The organism is Peribacillus sp. NJ4 (assembly GCF_030348345.1).
Taxonomy (GTDB): Bacteria; Bacillota; Bacilli; order Bacillales; family DSM-1321; genus Peribacillus.
The window spans coordinates 1,326,920-1,341,983 of sequence record NZ_JAUCFQ010000001.1 but is presented as its reverse complement, the minus strand read 5'-3'; the positions used below and the strand labels follow the sequence as shown (position 1 = coordinate 1,341,983).

Annotated in this window: 20 protein-coding genes; 13 read left to right on the top strand and 7 right to left on the bottom strand. The window is 39.6% G+C overall.

All coding sequences use genetic code 11. The annotated features are described in order from the left end of the window. Positions 1 to 95 precede the first annotated feature (95 nt). Positions 96 to 731, bottom strand: a complete 636-nt coding sequence (locus QUF94_RS06745) for a PspA/IM30 family protein (RefSeq protein WP_289315175.1) — start codon at positions 729 to 731, stop codon at positions 96 to 98. Between the two features lie 19 nt (positions 732 to 750). After that, positions 751 to 1,098, bottom strand: coding sequence for a lmo0954 family membrane protein (locus QUF94_RS06740; protein ID WP_289315174.1), 348 nt, complete (start codon positions 1,096 to 1,098; stop codon positions 751 to 753). Positions 1,099 to 1,232: 134 nt separating this feature from the next. Here QUF94_RS06740 and QUF94_RS06735 point away from each other — a divergent pair, with 134 nt between their 5' ends. The 4 genes from QUF94_RS06735 to QUF94_RS06720 are packed head-to-tail and all read left to right on the top strand — an operon-like array spanning position 1,233 to position 2,012. Further along, on the top strand, positions 1,233 to 1,370 hold the full coding sequence (locus QUF94_RS06735; RefSeq protein WP_289315173.1) for a hypothetical protein: 138 nt from the start codon (positions 1,233 to 1,235) through the stop codon (positions 1,368 to 1,370). Further along, positions 1,370 to 1,495 carry a hypothetical protein gene (locus QUF94_RS06730; protein WP_289315172.1) on the top strand — a complete coding sequence of 42 codons (126 nt, stop codon included), beginning with the start codon at positions 1,370 to 1,372 and terminating at the stop codon, positions 1,493 to 1,495. Before QUF94_RS06735 ends, QUF94_RS06730 begins: the two co-directional genes overlap by 1 nt. 26 nt (positions 1,496 to 1,521) lie before the next feature. After that, on the top strand, positions 1,522 to 1,701 hold the full coding sequence (locus tag QUF94_RS06725) for a hypothetical protein (RefSeq protein ID WP_289315171.1): 180 nt from the start codon (positions 1,522 to 1,524) through the stop codon (positions 1,699 to 1,701). A 26-nt stretch (positions 1,702 to 1,727) separates the two neighbouring features. Further along, positions 1,728 to 2,012 carry a hypothetical protein gene (locus QUF94_RS06720; protein WP_289315170.1) on the top strand — a complete coding sequence of 95 codons (285 nt, stop codon included), beginning with the start codon at positions 1,728 to 1,730 and terminating at the stop codon, positions 2,010 to 2,012. On the opposite strand, the gene QUF94_RS06715 is transcribed toward QUF94_RS06720, so the two are convergent. Beyond that, positions 1,983 to 2,597, bottom strand: coding sequence for a TetR/AcrR family transcriptional regulator (locus QUF94_RS06715; protein WP_289315169.1), 615 nt, complete (start codon positions 2,595 to 2,597; stop codon positions 1,983 to 1,985). The two genes, QUF94_RS06720 and QUF94_RS06715, sit on opposite strands and share 30 nt — an antisense overlap. A gap of 184 nt (positions 2,598 to 2,781) precedes the next feature. Here QUF94_RS06715 and kynU point away from each other — a divergent pair, with 184 nt between their 5' ends. The 6 genes from kynU to QUF94_RS06685 all read left to right on the top strand — a co-directional run bounded on the left by kynU (position 2,782) and on the right by QUF94_RS06685 (position 8,544). Next, positions 2,782 to 4,059, top strand: coding sequence for a kynureninase (gene kynU / locus QUF94_RS06710; RefSeq protein ID WP_289315168.1), 1,278 nt, complete (start codon positions 2,782 to 2,784; stop codon positions 4,057 to 4,059). Between the two features lie 131 nt (positions 4,060 to 4,190). After that, the gene (locus QUF94_RS06705; RefSeq protein ID WP_289315167.1) at positions 4,191 to 5,612 is read left to right on the top strand and encodes an amino acid permease; all 1,422 of its coding nucleotides are present in this window, start codon (positions 4,191 to 4,193) and stop codon (positions 5,610 to 5,612) included. 55 nt (positions 5,613 to 5,667) lie between these two features. Next, complete coding sequence (gene kynA / locus QUF94_RS06700) at positions 5,668 to 6,522, top strand: tryptophan 2,3-dioxygenase (RefSeq protein ID WP_289315166.1); 855 nt, start codon at positions 5,668 to 5,670, stop codon at positions 6,520 to 6,522. 63 nt (positions 6,523 to 6,585) lie between these two features. Further along, positions 6,586 to 7,212 (top strand): arylformamidase, encoded by a 627-nt coding sequence (kynB, locus tag QUF94_RS06695; RefSeq protein WP_289315165.1) that lies wholly within the window; start codon positions 6,586 to 6,588, stop codon positions 7,210 to 7,212. A gap of 199 nt (positions 7,213 to 7,411) precedes the next feature. Beyond that, complete coding sequence (locus tag QUF94_RS06690) at positions 7,412 to 8,044, top strand: LysE family translocator (RefSeq protein WP_289315164.1); 633 nt, start codon at positions 7,412 to 7,414, stop codon at positions 8,042 to 8,044. 164 nt (positions 8,045 to 8,208) lie between these two features. Next, complete coding sequence (locus tag QUF94_RS06685) at positions 8,209 to 8,544, top strand: hypothetical protein (protein ID WP_289315163.1); 336 nt, start codon at positions 8,209 to 8,211, stop codon at positions 8,542 to 8,544. 122 nt (positions 8,545 to 8,666) lie between these two features. On the opposite strand, the gene QUF94_RS06680 is transcribed toward QUF94_RS06685, so the two are convergent. Next, on the bottom strand, positions 8,667 to 9,518 hold the full coding sequence (locus QUF94_RS06680; protein ID WP_289315162.1) for an MBL fold metallo-hydrolase: 852 nt from the start codon (positions 9,516 to 9,518) through the stop codon (positions 8,667 to 8,669). A 132-nt stretch (positions 9,519 to 9,650) separates the two neighbouring features. Further along, positions 9,651 to 11,078, bottom strand: coding sequence for a phospholipase D-like domain-containing protein (locus tag QUF94_RS06675; protein WP_289315161.1), 1,428 nt, complete (start codon positions 11,076 to 11,078; stop codon positions 9,651 to 9,653). A 222-nt stretch (positions 11,079 to 11,300) separates the two neighbouring features. Between QUF94_RS06675 and QUF94_RS06670 the strand changes: the two genes are divergently transcribed. After that, a complete protein-coding gene (locus tag QUF94_RS06670; protein WP_289315160.1) occupies positions 11,301 to 11,729 on the top strand; it encodes a hypothetical protein in 429 nt (142 codons plus the stop codon). 547 nt (positions 11,730 to 12,276) lie between these two features. Here the strand turns inward: QUF94_RS06670 and QUF94_RS06665 are convergent. Both QUF94_RS06665 and QUF94_RS06660 read right to left on the bottom strand, forming a co-directional pair. Next, on the bottom strand, positions 12,277 to 12,837 hold the full coding sequence (locus tag QUF94_RS06665; protein ID WP_289315159.1) for a peptidoglycan-binding domain-containing protein: 561 nt from the start codon (positions 12,835 to 12,837) through the stop codon (positions 12,277 to 12,279). 213 nt (positions 12,838 to 13,050) lie between these two features. Further along, entirely contained in the window at positions 13,051 to 13,233 is a 183-nt protein-coding gene (locus QUF94_RS06660) for a hypothetical protein (RefSeq protein WP_289315158.1), read from the bottom strand. Between the two features lie 277 nt (positions 13,234 to 13,510). On the opposite strand from QUF94_RS06660, the gene QUF94_RS06655 reads away from it, so the two are divergent. Together QUF94_RS06655 and QUF94_RS06650 are read left to right on the top strand one after the other, a co-directional pair. Continuing rightward, a complete protein-coding gene (locus QUF94_RS06655) occupies positions 13,511 to 14,281 on the top strand; it encodes an alpha/beta fold hydrolase (RefSeq protein WP_289315157.1) in 771 nt (256 codons plus the stop codon). A 101-nt stretch (positions 14,282 to 14,382) separates the two neighbouring features. Beyond that, on the top strand, positions 14,383 to 15,042 hold the full coding sequence (locus QUF94_RS06650; RefSeq protein WP_289315156.1) for a DUF2238 domain-containing protein: 660 nt from the start codon (positions 14,383 to 14,385) through the stop codon (positions 15,040 to 15,042). The last annotated feature ends 22 nt before the right edge of the window (positions 15,043 to 15,064 follow it).

The following is a 15,064-nucleotide window of genomic DNA, read 5'->3' as shown; positions in this document are numbered from 1 at the left end:
TAAGAATACCATGAAATTATCACGTTCTGAAGACTGTTTTCCCCCGCCCTCCATTCCAATAAGCCAGGGGATAACAGCAATTCTTCAATGTACGTTTACGCTTCTTTCTGTTCCAATTCTTTTTCAAGCTGGACAATCCTGGCATCGATCGTATGCCGATTATAATCTGTATGGACCTGGTGCTCGATGCGATCGATATAATGCTCCATTTCTTCAAACATCGCTACCGGTTTCGCGTCGGAACTGCTTCCGTCCAAAACCCGATTGATCCGGTTGTTTGCCCGGGCAATATTCTCCCTGCCCATCAGTTCCAACCGCTTTAGATGCATATCCTTCAGCTTATGCTTCATTTCTTCATACTTCCGCTCCAGTTCATCCAACTGAACCTCTGCACTTTTATGCGCCTCCTTCAAACTAAGCGCCCGATCCTCATAGTGCTGGCTTTCCTTTATGGCAAATTCCATTAAATCGGTTTCTCCCGACTGCTTAGCAATCTCAGCCTGATGCTTACGTTTTTCAGCTAGATGTTGCGCTTGATTATATTCACGCGTGAACTCTTCTTTCAAAAGATATTGACGTTCAAGCAGCTTACCGACCTTTTCTGTCTCCTGCTCACATTGACGCAAATATTGATTTAACATCCCAATTGGATTTTTTTGCTCCTTCTTATCCAACAAGTCATGAAAATCCGCTGAAATCGTTTGTTTCATTCTTGAAAATAAATTACCCATTTCAATTCCATCCCTTCTATTAGTTCTTATTCAACTCTTTCCACTCTCTTTCAAAATTTGAGAATGGGTCATTTTCATTCGATGATGCACTTTCATCATTTTCATTCCATTTTTTATAAACCAGGTAAAGAACATAAGCTGCCACCAATCCCAATATTGCCGGGATATGGGAAATAGAAACGATTAGCACGATAATGGAGACTGATCCCCACGCAACCTTTGCCCCTGTCGATTCGGACTTCATGAACTGCTTGAATCCAAAGTATAGGATCGCCAAGCAAATCGCCAGGCTGATCAATGGACCCACATTCGCCAGTAACAGGAATAATGCGATCAGTCCTACAATAAATAAACCAAATTTCTTCATTGTTTTCGTCCTCCTTTCCTTGTTTATATCTTATCTACTTTTACAAGTTCGTATAATGAGCCTTAGCTATATTTTCTAGTAAGACTTAAGGCTTAGACGCTGTAAGTCCCAGGCTAATGAGGGGCGTTTTGATCGTGAATTTGGCTGGTTTACTCGTGAGATTGGACACTTTACTCGTGAATTTAGCTGTTTTACTCGTGAGTTTGGACACTTTACTCGTGAATTCTGATGGTTTACTCGTGAGTTTGGGTGCTTTACTCGTAGAATTCTGATGATTTACTCGTGTTTGGACGGCTTTCTCGTGAATTTAGCTGGCTTACTCGTGAGTTTGGACGGCTTACTCGTGAATTTAGCTGTTTTACTCGTGTTTGGACGGCTTACTCGTGAATTTAGCTGATTTACTCGTGGATTTGGACGCTACTCGTGAATTCTGATGGTTTACTCGTGAGTTTGGACGGCTTACTCGTGAGTTTAGCTGCTTTACTCGTGAGTTTGGACACTTTACTCGTGAATTCTGATGCTTTACTCGTGTTTAGACGGCTTACTCGTGAATTTAGCTGGTTTACTCGTGAGTTTGGATGGTTTACTCGTGAGTTTAGCTGATTTACTCGTGGATTTGGACGCTACTCGTGAATTCTGATGGTTTACTCGTGAGTTTGGACGGCTTTCTCGTGAATTTAGCTGGTTTACTCGTGAGTTTGGACACTTTACTCGTGAATTTAGCTGGTTTACTCGTGAGTTTGGACACTTTACTCGTGAATTTAGCTGGTTTACTCGTGAGTTTGGACACTTTACTCGTGAATTCAGCTATTTTTGCTATTTATGCTGAAAATAAAAATCTTCCGATTGTATATAACCGGAAGATTTTTGCACTGCTATTATCATTACAAATACAAACCTTCGACGTAAACTGACGTGATGGTTTGAGCAATTTCTTCGACAGAACTATGATGTTCGTTTCGGACAATTTCCCAAAGATACATTTCATTCGTGAAAAACCACCCTCTTGCCACAAGCTCATGGTTCAGTTCAGCTCTTGCCAGCCCATTTTGCTGTGCGTAGGCGACGTCCTTTGAAATTCGCTGGATGAACTTCATGCGGATCGCTTTCCATTTATCTGATATGACGGTTGAAACCCCAATGGCCTGTTCGAAAACTTGCATCATATAGCGTTCAGCCTCTGCCATTTTTAAAAATGCATTGGCTTGTTTGTTTATGATATGTTTTGCTTCGTCTTTTGATTTTGGAAAGAAAGAGGTCTCGGCAATTTCGTAAAATTGCTCCATTACGTTCTCCATTAGTACAATTAAAAGATCCTCTTTTCCTTTAAAATGAACATAGGCAGTTCCGTATCCGATGTTTGCCCTTTTGATCATTTGGGAGATAACCGCAGCTTGAAAACCTTCTTCAAGAAATACTTCCTTTGCAGCTTCCAATAACTTTTGACGTGTCATGATTGAGCGCAAATGTCGTTTATCCCCTACTTTACCATTATCCATGCCTATTCCTCCCCTTATCTTCTAGCATAATGGATTTTACTCAAAATAAAAAACATTTGTTGGAAAATGTTTTTTATGAATAGTTTAATCTTTATAATTTTCTGAATTAACTTATTGACATCATGTCATATTCTTTGGTACGATTCTCCTAGAATATTAGATAAACTAATATAGGAGGATGATTATGGTTTCAGAATTCACGTTGGATTATGCAAAACAATTGGATGAGATAGATACACTTAAAGGTTTTCGAGAAGAGTTTTATTTAAAGCCGGATTCGATCTATATGGATGGAAACTCATTGGGGCTTCTTTCGAAAAGAGCTGAACGCACTCTTTTGGAATCTTTGGAAGATTGGAAGGAACATGGGATTGATGGATGGACACAAGGGAATCACCCATGGTTTTTCATGGCAGAGAAATTGGGTGCGAAGATGGCCCAATTGGTCGGAGCTTCTCCCGAGGAGGTTATTGTAACCGGCTCCACAACTGTAAATCTGCATCAACTTGTAGCTACTTTTTATAAGCCAGAAGGCATGCGTACAAAAATTTTAGCAGATGAACTAACCTTTCCGACTGATATTTATGCTCTTCAAAGTCAGCTGCGTACACATGGATACGATCCGGAAATCGATCTTATCCGCGTGAAAAGCCGTGATGGAAGGTTTCTTGAAGAGGATGACATCATCGAAGCAATGACTGATGACATCGCTTTGATCATCTTGCCTACAGTCCTCTATCGCAGCGGTCAAATATTGGATATGAAACGATTAACTGAGGAAGCTCATAATAGAGGAATAGTAATCGGTTTTGACGGATGTCATTCTATTGGTGCGATCCCGCATTCATTCAGCGAATGGGGTGTGGATTTTGCGTATTGGTGCAATTATAAACATTTGAATGGCGGTCCTGGCGGTGTTGGCGGTTTATATGTAAATCGAAAACATTTTGGAACGATGCCTGGATTGGCTGGATGGTTCGGCTCCAAAAAAGAAAAACAATTCGATATGGAACATACCTTAACACCAGCTGAATCAGCAGGCGCATATCAAATTGGAACGCCGCATGTGTTAAGTTGTGCACCTTTGATTGGGTCATTAGACATTTTTATAGAAGCGGGAATTGAGAATATTCGCGAAAAATCACTGAAAATCAATCAATATTTAATGGATTTAGTCGAATTCGAATTGGAAGACATGGGTTTTTTCATTGGAACGCCTAGAGAAGACATACGTCGCGGCGGTCATGTAAGCCTTGAGCATAAAGAAGCTGCACGGATATGTAAGGCATTGAAGGAAAACGGTGTCATTCCCGATTTCCGCGCACCCAATATCATTCGCCTTGCTCCAGTTGCACTATATACTTCCTACGCAGAAGTTTGGGAAGTGGTACAAATACTCAAGAAAATCATGTCAGAAAAACAATATGAAAAATTCAAGAATGAACGTGAAGTGGTTGCATAAAGTGAATTTTTTCGGCAGATGAGGCTTCTTCCCTCCAATGGTTAGTTGACTCAGCCCGTCATTAGTCTACGCTTAAAACTGACTGCCCATTAGGGCAGGATAAAGTCTTTTGGATAAAAAGGGGATGAACTATGGAGAACAAAAATACTCAATTGAACATTAAAGATGAGCCAGAGAAGGGATTAAAACGTGAGTTAGAAACAAGCCAGCTTTCCATGATCGCGATGGGCTGTGCCATCGGGACGGGGCTATTCCTTGGCAGCGGGCTTGCCATTCAAGCTGCAGGGCCAAGTGTTTTGCTCAGTTATGCTCTCGGGGCGTTCATTGTCTTACTATTGATGGGCTGTTTAGCCGAAATGACGGTTGCCCATCCTACTTCCGGATCTTTTGGAGCCATTGCTGAAAAGTACATGACTCCCATGGCAGGCTATCTTGTCCGCTATTCCTATTGGATTGGCAATGTTTTGGCTGTTGGGGTTGAAGTGAGTGCAGTCAGCGTATATATGAATTATTGGTTTCCGGCCGTTCCGGGAATCGTATGGATTTTGTTGTTTGCAGGTGTCCTGATTTATGTAAATGCTACCAGCGTGAATACATTCGCTACATTTGAGTATTGGTTCTCCTTTATTAAAATAAGTGCCATTGTTGGTTTTATCCTTCTTGGAGCCTATGTACTATTCGGTTCATCCGAACAGCCACATATAGGACCGGAAAACTTCGTGAATGAAGGCGGTTTTTTCCCATTTGGTTTGAAGGGTATGTGGATAGCCGTATTCATTTCTTTATTCAGCTTTCTTGGAACTGAATTGATAGCGGTTACATCAGGGGAAGCAAAAGATCCAGATGCAGCTGTTCCAAAAGCATTAAAAGCTACCGTGTTCCGTTTATCCACTTTCTATGTGCTGACAATCGGGATCATGCTGATGATCGTTCCGTGGAAAACGGCTGGGATCGAGGTAAGTCCATTCGTAAAAGTGATGGAAATATTGAACATTCCAGGTGCATCCGGGATCATGAACTTTATTATTTTAACGGCTGCCGTTTCTGCAATGAACGCTCAGCTCTATGCTTCAACACGTATGATGTTTTCATTGGCACGTGGAAAAAATGCACCTAGCTTTTTAGGAAAGTTAAACAAAAAGGGTGTTCCGACAAAAGCACTTGCTGTCTCTTCAACGGGGATTTTTATCGCTGCAGGCGTTCATGCGTTACTTCCTGGTTCTTCCTATGCCTTCATGATGGGGATTTCCATGTTCGGTGCCATGTTCACATGGCTTATGATCTTCATTTCCCATTTGTTTTTCAGGGTGAAATGGGATAAAACGGGCGGACGCAAGTTACCGGTAAGGATGATCGGTTTCCCCTATTTAACGATACTAGGAGCCGTTCTTCTATTTAGTTTGATGATTACGTCATGGTTTACGGATTTCAAAATCATGCTTCAATTCGGGATTCCTTGGTTACTATTTTTATCTGTCGCTTATTTTATTTCGAAAAGAAGAAATATTAATCATAATGTAGTGGAGGAAACTCTGGCAGAGAAGATAGAATAGAATGATGGAAAAAATTGATCACAGTTTTTTATATGAAAAGTGAGGGGATTGCGGAATGAAGAATATGGATAACAATGGACAAACAATAACTGGGCTTGAGAAAGAAATTCAAACCGATTTTCAAAAATCGATGTCTTACGGAGATTATCTCCACCTTGATAAGATTTTAACTAGTCAACATAGATGTTCCGATCATCATGATGAAATGCTTTTTATCATTATCCATCAAGCGAGTGAGCTATGGATGAAGCTCATTTTACATGAATTGGCAGCTGCTACTGAGTCTATTCGCCAAAACAAGTTGGAACCCTCGTTTAAAATGCTGTCGCGTGTTTCAAGGATTCAGCAGCAATTGATTCAGTCATGGAATGTCCTTTCAACTTTGACACCGGCTGAATACATGGAGTTCAGGGATAAACTTGGACAATCTTCCGGATTCCAATCCTATCAGAATCGTTTGATTGAATTTGCTCTAGGAAACAAAAATGTCCATACGCTATCTGTCTATCAACATCAGACAGACCTATACGAACAAATGCTGGAGGCCCTTAATGAGCCAAGTATTTATGATGCGGCGATTAATGCCCTTGTGGCGCGTGGATTACCCATTGATCAAGAAGCGATTAACAGGGATTGGTCACAAAAATATGAACCAAATACCAGTGTAGAAGAAGCGTGGCTGACAGTTTACCGCGATGTCGAGCAATATTGGGACTTATATGAGTTGGGCGAGAAGTTAGTGGACATTGGCCATCAACAGCAATTATGGCGTTTTAATCATATGACCACAGTGGAAAGGATTATTGGTAATAAACAAGGTACTGGCGGATCATCAGGTGTCAACTATTTAAAAAGAGCCTTGGACCAACACTTTTTCCCAGAACTTTGGAGCCTAAGAACGAAGCTATAAGAGGAAAATAGGCAGGTTATTTTTTACTGAAAGCAACAGCCAGAAGATATGGAGGTAAGATGCATGGGAACATGGATTGATATTTCACAACGTCTGGATGAAAACGTTGCAGTCTGGCCTGGAGATACACCTTTCTCATACAAAGTCAATTGGAGTAAAGAAGAGAGTGGATCTGTCAATGTAGGTCAAATCAATATGAGCATTCACACTGGTACCCATATTGATGCACCTTTTCATTTTGATAACGATGGAAAAAGAGTGATTGAACTGGATCTCGATTTATATATGGGGAATGCCCGAGTCATCCATTTACCAAACAGAACGAGCATTGGAGTCAATGAATTATCCAATCTGGATCTACAAGGCGTGACCCGTCTGTTAATTCGGACAGACGCATGGAAGGATAAACGTGTGTTTCCACAAACCATTCCTCATATCCAACCAGAATTAGCGGCATATCTTTCAGAACTCGGTGTTCGTCTTATCGGTCTTGATTTGCCATCCGTAGATCCATTGGATAGTAAAGAACTGTCTGCCCATCATGAGCTTGCCGGTCATGGAATTCACATTTTGGAAGGGCTTGTATTGGACGATATAGGACCAGGGAATTATGAGTTGGCAGCCCTCCCACTTCCATTAGTTGAAGCAGATGGAAGTCCGGTACGTGCTGTGTTGAAAAAGTTACCCTAATATATAACAGTGTTGGTATTGAATTAATAAAAAAAACGAGCCAGATCAAAAAATGATTTGGCTTGTTTTTTTGTTTCATTAAACACCGTATTTATTAGTCAAGCCGACGATTTCCCCTCTCTATCGAATTTATCTCCCTAAACCAAGTACATCTATGTTATAATTTTCAGAATTCATCACTAAGAGTGGAGGTTCGAATATGGAAAACTTTTATTTGTTCATCATCATGTGCATTCTTCTCATCATTTTACCTGGTCCAGATACAGCAATAGCCACAAGGAACACCGTTACCGTGGGGACGTCGGGAGGTTTTAAAACCATGTTCGGCACATGCTGTGCCCTGCTTATCCATACATCAGCTGCCGTGTTCGGACTTTCGGCAATCATTGTGAAATCCGCTTTACTATTTTCCATCTTCAAATATGTCGGTGCCGTTTACTTGGTATATCTAGGCTTCAAGACCTTATGGGGATTAAGGAATAAGCAAGTGGCTGCAGCGGCGGAAACGTCAGTCAAAAGTAGGTACGAAAACCAGTCTTGCTTTAAGCAAGGGTTCCTTACCAATCTGCTGAACCCTAAAGTGGCCGTTTTCTTCTTAACGTTTCTGCCTCAGTTCGTGGATCCTGGCAAGGATACATTTTTACCGTTCCTGATCATGGGCATTACGTATACCGTTTTAACTGCAATGTGGTTTGTATTTTATATCTATCTGTTGAACCAGATCAGTGCTTTTATGAAAAAGCCTAAAACCCAAGCGATTTTCGAGGGTATAACCGGGACGGTCTTGATTGGTTTCGGGATAAAGCTAGCTTTAGAAAAAGCTCATAATTAATTAGAACTGCACCCTAATTGTTAGACACCATCTAACAATTGGAGGTGCAGTTTTTATAGTGGTCTATTTTGGTTCTGATACAGGTGTAGGGATTTAAGTACTTGCTGAGTTATGTTACAACTACAAAAACCATAATTTGGTGTTTTTATACAAGGAGAAAAAACATGTCAACTATTGCCGTTAGGAAAACAAAAGATATCGGATTAGGTTCACTTTCTTTCGCGCTATGTTTAATCGGAATATGGTTTACCTTTCGATTTGGTGATGAATTTTGCATTGGAGATACTATTTTAAATAATAGCGGCCTAAGCGCTTGGTCAAATGGAGATACAGGCATTCATTATACAATGATCTATTCAGCTATATTTTTCATCCCTTCCTTTATTATTGGTCATATTCATCCCGATAATTGCGGAGCAAAAGCAGGGAAAATTATATCAGGCTTCCTATCCGTTCTTATTGTTTCAATACTAATATCGATTATTATCGATTTTGTGTAGGTCCGTTGCGGAAAAAGGTCAAATTAAAGGGTATGAGCCCAATACCAAACCCATACCCCACCCAAACCTTTATAATAAAAGTGTTTAACTTTTTGTGTTCTTTAACTTACCAGGTGCTCAAATCACTCAATGTACCCATTCACGAAAAATCCAATCGTTTCGAGCTCATCTTCAGTTAAATCCCGGTTTAACTCTTTAGCCAATTCCTGCTCCATTAAAGCTCGGTTTCCCCGATGTTCGACTACGGTTCTGGCACATTCTTTCATTAGCTTAAGCTCCGCCTCCATTTCCAGTCTCGTGCAAGGCTGCTCATGATGGGAGAGTATATATGTATCGGCATCATAGGCTTCAATTTTCTTAACGAGCAGAGATGCCTGTTCAGCCGTGAAATTCCATTTTTCAGCATAAAGATTGGCATAAAGGCAGTCTCCCAGAAATAATGTTTTTTCTTCTGGAACATACATGATGCAGGAATCTTTGGCATGGTCGCCGCCGACATGTTCAATTACACAGGTTACATTGCCTAGATCGATTGTCATCTTTTTTTCAAAGATGATATCGGGCAGGGGCAGGGAAATCTCTCTATTCGTCCCATGTTCCAATTTGATTGCATCGGCGCAAAAGGGAATCTCTGTCCCTTCTTCGACCCGTTGATCAAGTGCCTGATCTTCCCATGAAAGCTGCTGCATATCTTTAATGTTGTTGTATGTTTTTTCCTGACAAATTACCGGAATCCCGATATGCTCCAGTCCGAAAACATGGTCCCAGTGGGAATGGGTAAGAACAAGGAAATTCCCGCTTAAATCATTCCGAAGCAATTCGTCCTTAAAGAGCTGTGCATGCTGGACGGAATTCCCGGCATCGATGATGAGCGTTTTCTTGTTTCCCGTAACGGCGGCAAGAACCGGCCGATCGGTTACCTGAACTGGCGGCAGATAGACGATATGTTTCGATAGATGCTGTAATGTTTGCATGTTTCTGTTCTCCTTACGATTGTTGTGATTAGCTTGCTCAAGTATAGCAAATTACCCATCTATTCATAAGATAATCTCCGCAAAAGGTTAAAAAGACAACAATAACCGTGATTGCTGTCTTTTCGTCATCATTCAAATGAACCTATTCACATATACCGTAACTTTCGAGAGGGCATTTAAAAAGGTGGCTTTAAAAAAAGACTCTTCCTTTTTCTGATCTTCAGGTGGTTCTATATATTTATTATTGTCCGCAACGAGTGTACTATTTGAGATTTTCGACTCGATGGCTCCTGTCAATTGCGCTGCAAATTTTTCACTATCGATGACCACCATCGATTCTGTATTTAAAAAGGCAGATCGAGAATCCAAATTGTAGGAACCCACTGCACTTAATCGTTGATCATAGACAACAGATTTACCATGCAAAGAATAAGGCTTTGCATATTCATAAAGCCTTGCGCCCGTCTCAACGATACTATCCCTAAGCGCCAAGTAACCTGAAAAAGCGATCACATTCGGGGTTGATTCCACCGAGTTGGTAAGTATCGTCCAATTAGCCTTTGAATCCATCTGCTTCGGTACATATTCCTTCAAGGCATCCGCAGGAACAATATAGGGACTTTGGATGAGTACCGATTGATTGGCATTCGCCGCAAGATCCACTAGAGATCTCCAAACAATTGGGTGTTTATTGAAACGTTCGATGGGATTATGTATGAAGGACACTTTTTTAGTAGGTGTTGTAGCCTTGCTCCAATCGACGGCAGGATTAACGAAATCTACATTAGTTTTCAAAGCTTTACTGTATTGATTCGCTAATGCACCTCTTTCACGTTTTCCTTTCTCCGTTTGCCTTTTCGAGAGATCCGAAAAAACATCGCTCGTATACGGATGGGTCCATAATTCATGCAAATAGTCCTTCATTTCAACGATTACACTATCTTTCTCCTCTTTAACATTGAAAATGAGTACATCCCTGTCATAGACAAAATTCCTCGGCGGCTTGCTAGCTAAATACTTATCGGCAATATTTCTCCCTCCGATGATGCCTAACTTTCCATCTACAGTGATGATCTTATCATGAAGGCGATTATGCCAGGTCCACGGCTTAAATGGCTTAAAGGTTTCGTAATATCTTAATTCAATGTTTTCATGAGAAGCCAATGCATAACGGGCACTGCTTAATTGACCTCTGAGTCCATGAGATATTCCATCCAGAAGGATTCGGACTTTGACACCTCGGTCAGCCGCTTCGATCAAGGCTCCAAGAAAAAGTTCGGTTGATTTGCCTTTTCCAAAAGCATAGTAGGCAATATCGATTGAATTCTGGGCTTCCTGGATCATTCGCATTCGGGCGAGTCCCGACTCATAACCGTCTTCGAGAAGAAGGACACGATCCACGGTGGCTTCCTTCTCTCCCATATATGCACTTACTTGATTATTCGGCCTATCTTCTTCTTTTTCTTCTTTGGGGAAAAGAACCACTGCCGTCACCACTACATAAAGCAAATACATTAGAAGAACGAGCAGAACTCCGTTAATTGCCGTTTTTGCCGTCATTACGCACTCCCCCCTTTAACCGATATTTTATTACTATTCGTAATAAGGAAGTACTCTATTCAACATCTTCAAGCATAAATAAAAACACCTCTGATCAGTTAGCCAGCGGCGCCTATCTAGGTCATTCTTGAGTAGAAATTGGTGCATTTATTTTCCTTTTAAATGTGACAAAGTGGTGAACATGAAAGCAGTTGCATAATATGATATAGAAGGAGGGATTTCATGCTTAAACAACCTGATAGAATAAGTATTTTCAATTATTGTTTTGCCTTAGGTGTGTCAGAGGTATTCTTTTTATCCAGCTTTTATCTTTCCATTCTAGACGTTTCATTATTTGCCGTCGCTTTACCATTTTCCGCATTATTTCTAATGTTCTCCTTGTACCTATTCCTTCGAACGCATAAAGCAGCAATGACTTTACCCAATCAAGCGGAACGAAGAAGGGAAATTCATGCGTTCTATCATCAGTCTTTCGGGATTTTCACAATCATATTTTCCGTCTTATTTTTTACAGCTTTAGCCTATATTCCCTTGCTGGAAAACGGGGGGCACTTCTATCTTCTTTATTGTTTACCGATGGCCTTGCTTTGTTTGATTCCTTCGATTGTATCTTATAAAGGAAGGAAATTATTCAAACTGGAAATGATTTAGTGGAACTCCTTTGAAATCCGAAAGCTTCGTTATTTAAGAAGCTAATCGAGAAATGGATTTTAGTCTCTTTCCATGTTTATTAGTTGAATGTATAGGTAAAATGAGGATATAATAAAGATAACTAACATATATAAAAAAAAGACACTGGTTAGACCAGCGTCTTAATGAACAGCAAACTGCATAAAGAGCAGCGGCTTTCTGTGGTAAGTCAGTAGCTACTCAATCATGAAAGTAACCCTTTTCCTACATACATCTGGCCGGATGGTATGGGAGGGGGTTACTTTTTTAATGTAACCGCGATTACTGCGACGATTAAAGAGGCAAATGAAATCATAAGCATCAGTCCGTCCATAATAGAAATCACCAGCGACACCCCCTTTCATTAAAGGAGTGACCGCTGCCCACTATACCAAATTGCTGTCCACTTTCTATTATATCTGTATTTACTTGTTATTTATAGCAAAATATAGATATATTCATTCCCCTTATAAAATCCATGCTTATACATAAAAAAATCCCACTTATAGTGAGACCATTGTATATCCCATTATTGTTCCACTACACGGCCATCTTTGTAAATGTGGAACCACCCAATCGTTCCTGACCCGCCTTGATCCATCCAATCTTTATTAGCTGCTTTATAATTGTAATATGATTTTCTTTTGCCGTCTTTCAGCAATCTGCCATCACCGCTGAAAACGATATTGTTACCCAGCTTCTTTTTACCTAACGCAATCGCGTCTTTCTCCGTGAACTGTTTTCTTTCTACCTTATTTTCATCTAAGGCAGCCCATGTCAATGGTCCAACGATACCATCTGAACCCAGGTTATGATCCACTTGAAACTCTCTCACGACATTTTGTGTTTGGGTGCCGAAAATCCCATCAACGCCTACATTATATTTAACATCTTTAAGGCTTTGCTGTAAGTCTCTTACATAACTAGAACGCGAGCCTTTCCGGAGGGTCGGGCGCGTTTCCGCCTTCGTTTCGATTTTCTGGGTTTGACTGCCCTTAGATGCTGCTTGGGTAATTGAAGTTCCCGTTCCTAAGGGGGCTAACATCAGGGCAACGGCTGGAATGATGACCAATACTTTCTTCTTCAACACAAATAACCTCCATTCTATAATCACTCCTGCAGGTTTCTGACTTACTTTCCTTGAAGCCCATTCATTATAACGTATGGTTTTATTTATTTGGTGTTTTATTACTTAAATTATAAAAAATGGTAAATAGTATCTACGCGGTGCATTTCCAAAGCTTATTTGATGGAGACCTCGTTTCTTGAATAAAAAAATAATCCCCTTAAGGGGATTATTTTTTTATTCATAATCTGACTGTTGTTGATTCTGCCCTTGCATCCCAGTTCCCATTCCCATCAAGTTAGTGGCAAGCGGTACCATATTTTTCATTTTCCCGCCATTTCCACTCAACATTTGATAAGTGGCAATACCTACCCCGACCGAAGCGACAACTGGTAAAATTTTATCCATGTTTGCCTTCATTTTCATCACCTTATTTTATATATTTTTGTTCATTTCCTGAACTCTTATATCTTGTTCAAAAGAACCCAAAAAATTCTAGATGTTTGTTACCGAAACAATTCGTAATAAAAATATGTTTTTAAGGGAAAATTCTTTTAGGAGGGATATTATGCAAGTACCCTTCGAATAGAAATTTATTTTTATGCTAAAATCCAAACGCTTATCAAAAAGTTGTTTATTAAATAGTATAGCCATTCAATGATTGAAAAATGATTTAAGATTATTGAGGTGAATATTCATGCCAATGTTAGATGTGGACGGTATTAGCTTGTATTATTCTGTTAAGGGAAAAGGGGTTCCTATTGTTTTTATTCATCCTCCAGTACTGACTAGTGTGAATTTCCAATACCAAATGGAGGAATTATCCCAAGAATTCAAAGTTATAACTTTTGATATTAGGGGTCACGGAAGAAGTCAGTATTCAAAACTGCCAGTAACTTATCCCCTGATTATAGAAGATATCAAACAACTGTTGGATCATTTGAAAATTAAAAAAGCAATCATATGCGGATATTCAACCGGCGGCTCTATCGTATTGGAATTTTTGCTGAGTTGTGCCGATAGGGCTCTAGGAGGCATTGTAATAGGTGGAATGTCTGAAGTGAGGGATAAATATTTTAAGCAAAAGATCTCTTTAGGAATATCACTTGCAAATAAAGACGCAGTTCCAATTCTTGCGCTATCCATTTCATGGAGTAATTCAAATACGGAAAATTTGTTCAACAAAATGTTTAATGAAGCCCTAAAAGGAGATGCCAGAAATATCGAGCAGTATTACTATTATAGTTTACATTATAACTGTACCCATCAGCTAGAGAAAATCACCCTGCCAATTTTACTGATCTATGGTAAAAAAGATAAACCACTTTATCATTATGCTAATTTATTGCATGAAAAATTGCCATGTACGGAATTAAAATTTATTGATCATGTAAAGCATCAGATCCCTACAAAAGCGGCTAATGATTTAAATGAAAGTATTAAGCATTTTATCCATACAACTGTTTGATTCTTTCTATTTATAAACAAATAAACCAATCCATCAAGTACTATGTAGAAAATTTCAATCTTTTACTATTGTACATATCATAAATTTATGGAGTGAAAAAATTGGGAAGAGATAAAAGTACACTGATTCATTTATTATTTCTATTGCTAGTAACTGCAGTTTTTATTTGGTCAGTTATTAAGCCTGAAGGATACTTGATATGGACAATGGAAGTACTTCCTGCCGTTGTGTTACTGATTTATGTAATGGCTACATATAATAAATTCCGCCTTACTACATTATCCTATTTCGTTATTGCCGTTCTTTCAATTACCATGTTCATCGGTGCCCATTATACGTACACAAAAGTTCCTCTATTTAATTGGATAAAAGATCATTACGATCTAAACCGGAACCACTATGATCGGTTTGGACATTTCCTAAAAGGTTTATTTGCGATTGTGATTAGAGAAATAGTAATACGTAAAACCCCTCTAACAAAAGGACCCTGGTTATTTGCTGTCACATTAAGTTTTGCGCTTGCCATTGGAGCCTTATATGAAATCATCGAATGGATAGCTGCCATCATTTCAAAAGGCGGAAAGGCTTCAAAGGAATTTTTAGGAACACAGGGTGATATTTGGGACGCACAATGGGATATGTCGTTAACCTTAATCAGCTCTATCATTGTATTGTTCACCTTGTCCAAACTTCATGACAAGCTGTTACGAAAAGTGAAAAATCGAGAAGAAAACAAAAAGAAAGGCTCTGAAAAACGATAAATTAAAAAAATAGTGATCTATA

Bases quoted from the DNA above. Each gene is read 5' to 3' on its own strand.
- QUF94_RS06715 (WP_289315169.1), bottom strand. From the start codon at position 2,597: ATGGATAATGGTAAAGTAGGGGATAAACGACATTTGCGCTCAATCATG.
- QUF94_RS06705 (WP_289315167.1), top strand. From the start codon at position 4,191: ATGGAGAACAAAAATACTCAATTGAACATTAAAGATGAGCCAGAGAAG.
- QUF94_RS06685 (WP_289315163.1), top strand. From the start codon at position 8,209: ATGTCAACTATTGCCGTTAGGAAAACAAAAGATATCGGATTAGGTTCA.
- QUF94_RS06745 (WP_289315175.1), bottom strand. From the start codon at position 731: ATGGGTAATTTATTTTCAAGAATGAAACAAACGATTTCAGCGGATTTT.
- kynU (WP_289315168.1), top strand. From the start codon at position 2,782: ATGGTTTCAGAATTCACGTTGGATTATGCAAAACAATTGGATGAGATA.
- QUF94_RS06670 (WP_289315160.1), top strand. From the start codon at position 11,301: ATGCTTAAACAACCTGATAGAATAAGTATTTTCAATTATTGTTTTGCC.
- QUF94_RS06680 (WP_289315162.1), bottom strand. From the start codon at position 9,518: ATGCAAACATTACAGCATCTATCGAAACATATCGTCTATCTGCCGCCA.
- QUF94_RS06675 (WP_289315161.1), bottom strand. From the start codon at position 11,078: ATGACGGCAAAAACGGCAATTAACGGAGTTCTGCTCGTTCTTCTAATG.
- QUF94_RS06740 (WP_289315174.1), bottom strand. From the start codon at position 1,098: ATGAAGAAATTTGGTTTATTTATTGTAGGACTGATCGCATTATTCCTG.
- QUF94_RS06660 (WP_289315158.1), bottom strand. From the start codon at position 13,233: ATGAAGGCAAACATGGATAAAATTTTACCAGTTGTCGCTTCGGTCGGG.
- kynA (WP_289315166.1), top strand. From the start codon at position 5,668: ATGAAGAATATGGATAACAATGGACAAACAATAACTGGGCTTGAGAAA.
- QUF94_RS06655 (WP_289315157.1), top strand. From the start codon at position 13,511: ATGCCAATGTTAGATGTGGACGGTATTAGCTTGTATTATTCTGTTAAG.
- QUF94_RS06690 (WP_289315164.1), top strand. From the start codon at position 7,412: ATGGAAAACTTTTATTTGTTCATCATCATGTGCATTCTTCTCATCATT.
- kynB (WP_289315165.1), top strand. From the start codon at position 6,586: ATGGGAACATGGATTGATATTTCACAACGTCTGGATGAAAACGTTGCA.
- QUF94_RS06730 (WP_289315172.1), top strand. From the start codon at position 1,370: ATGATTTACTCGTGTTTGGACGGCTTTCTCGTGAATTTAGCTGGCTTA.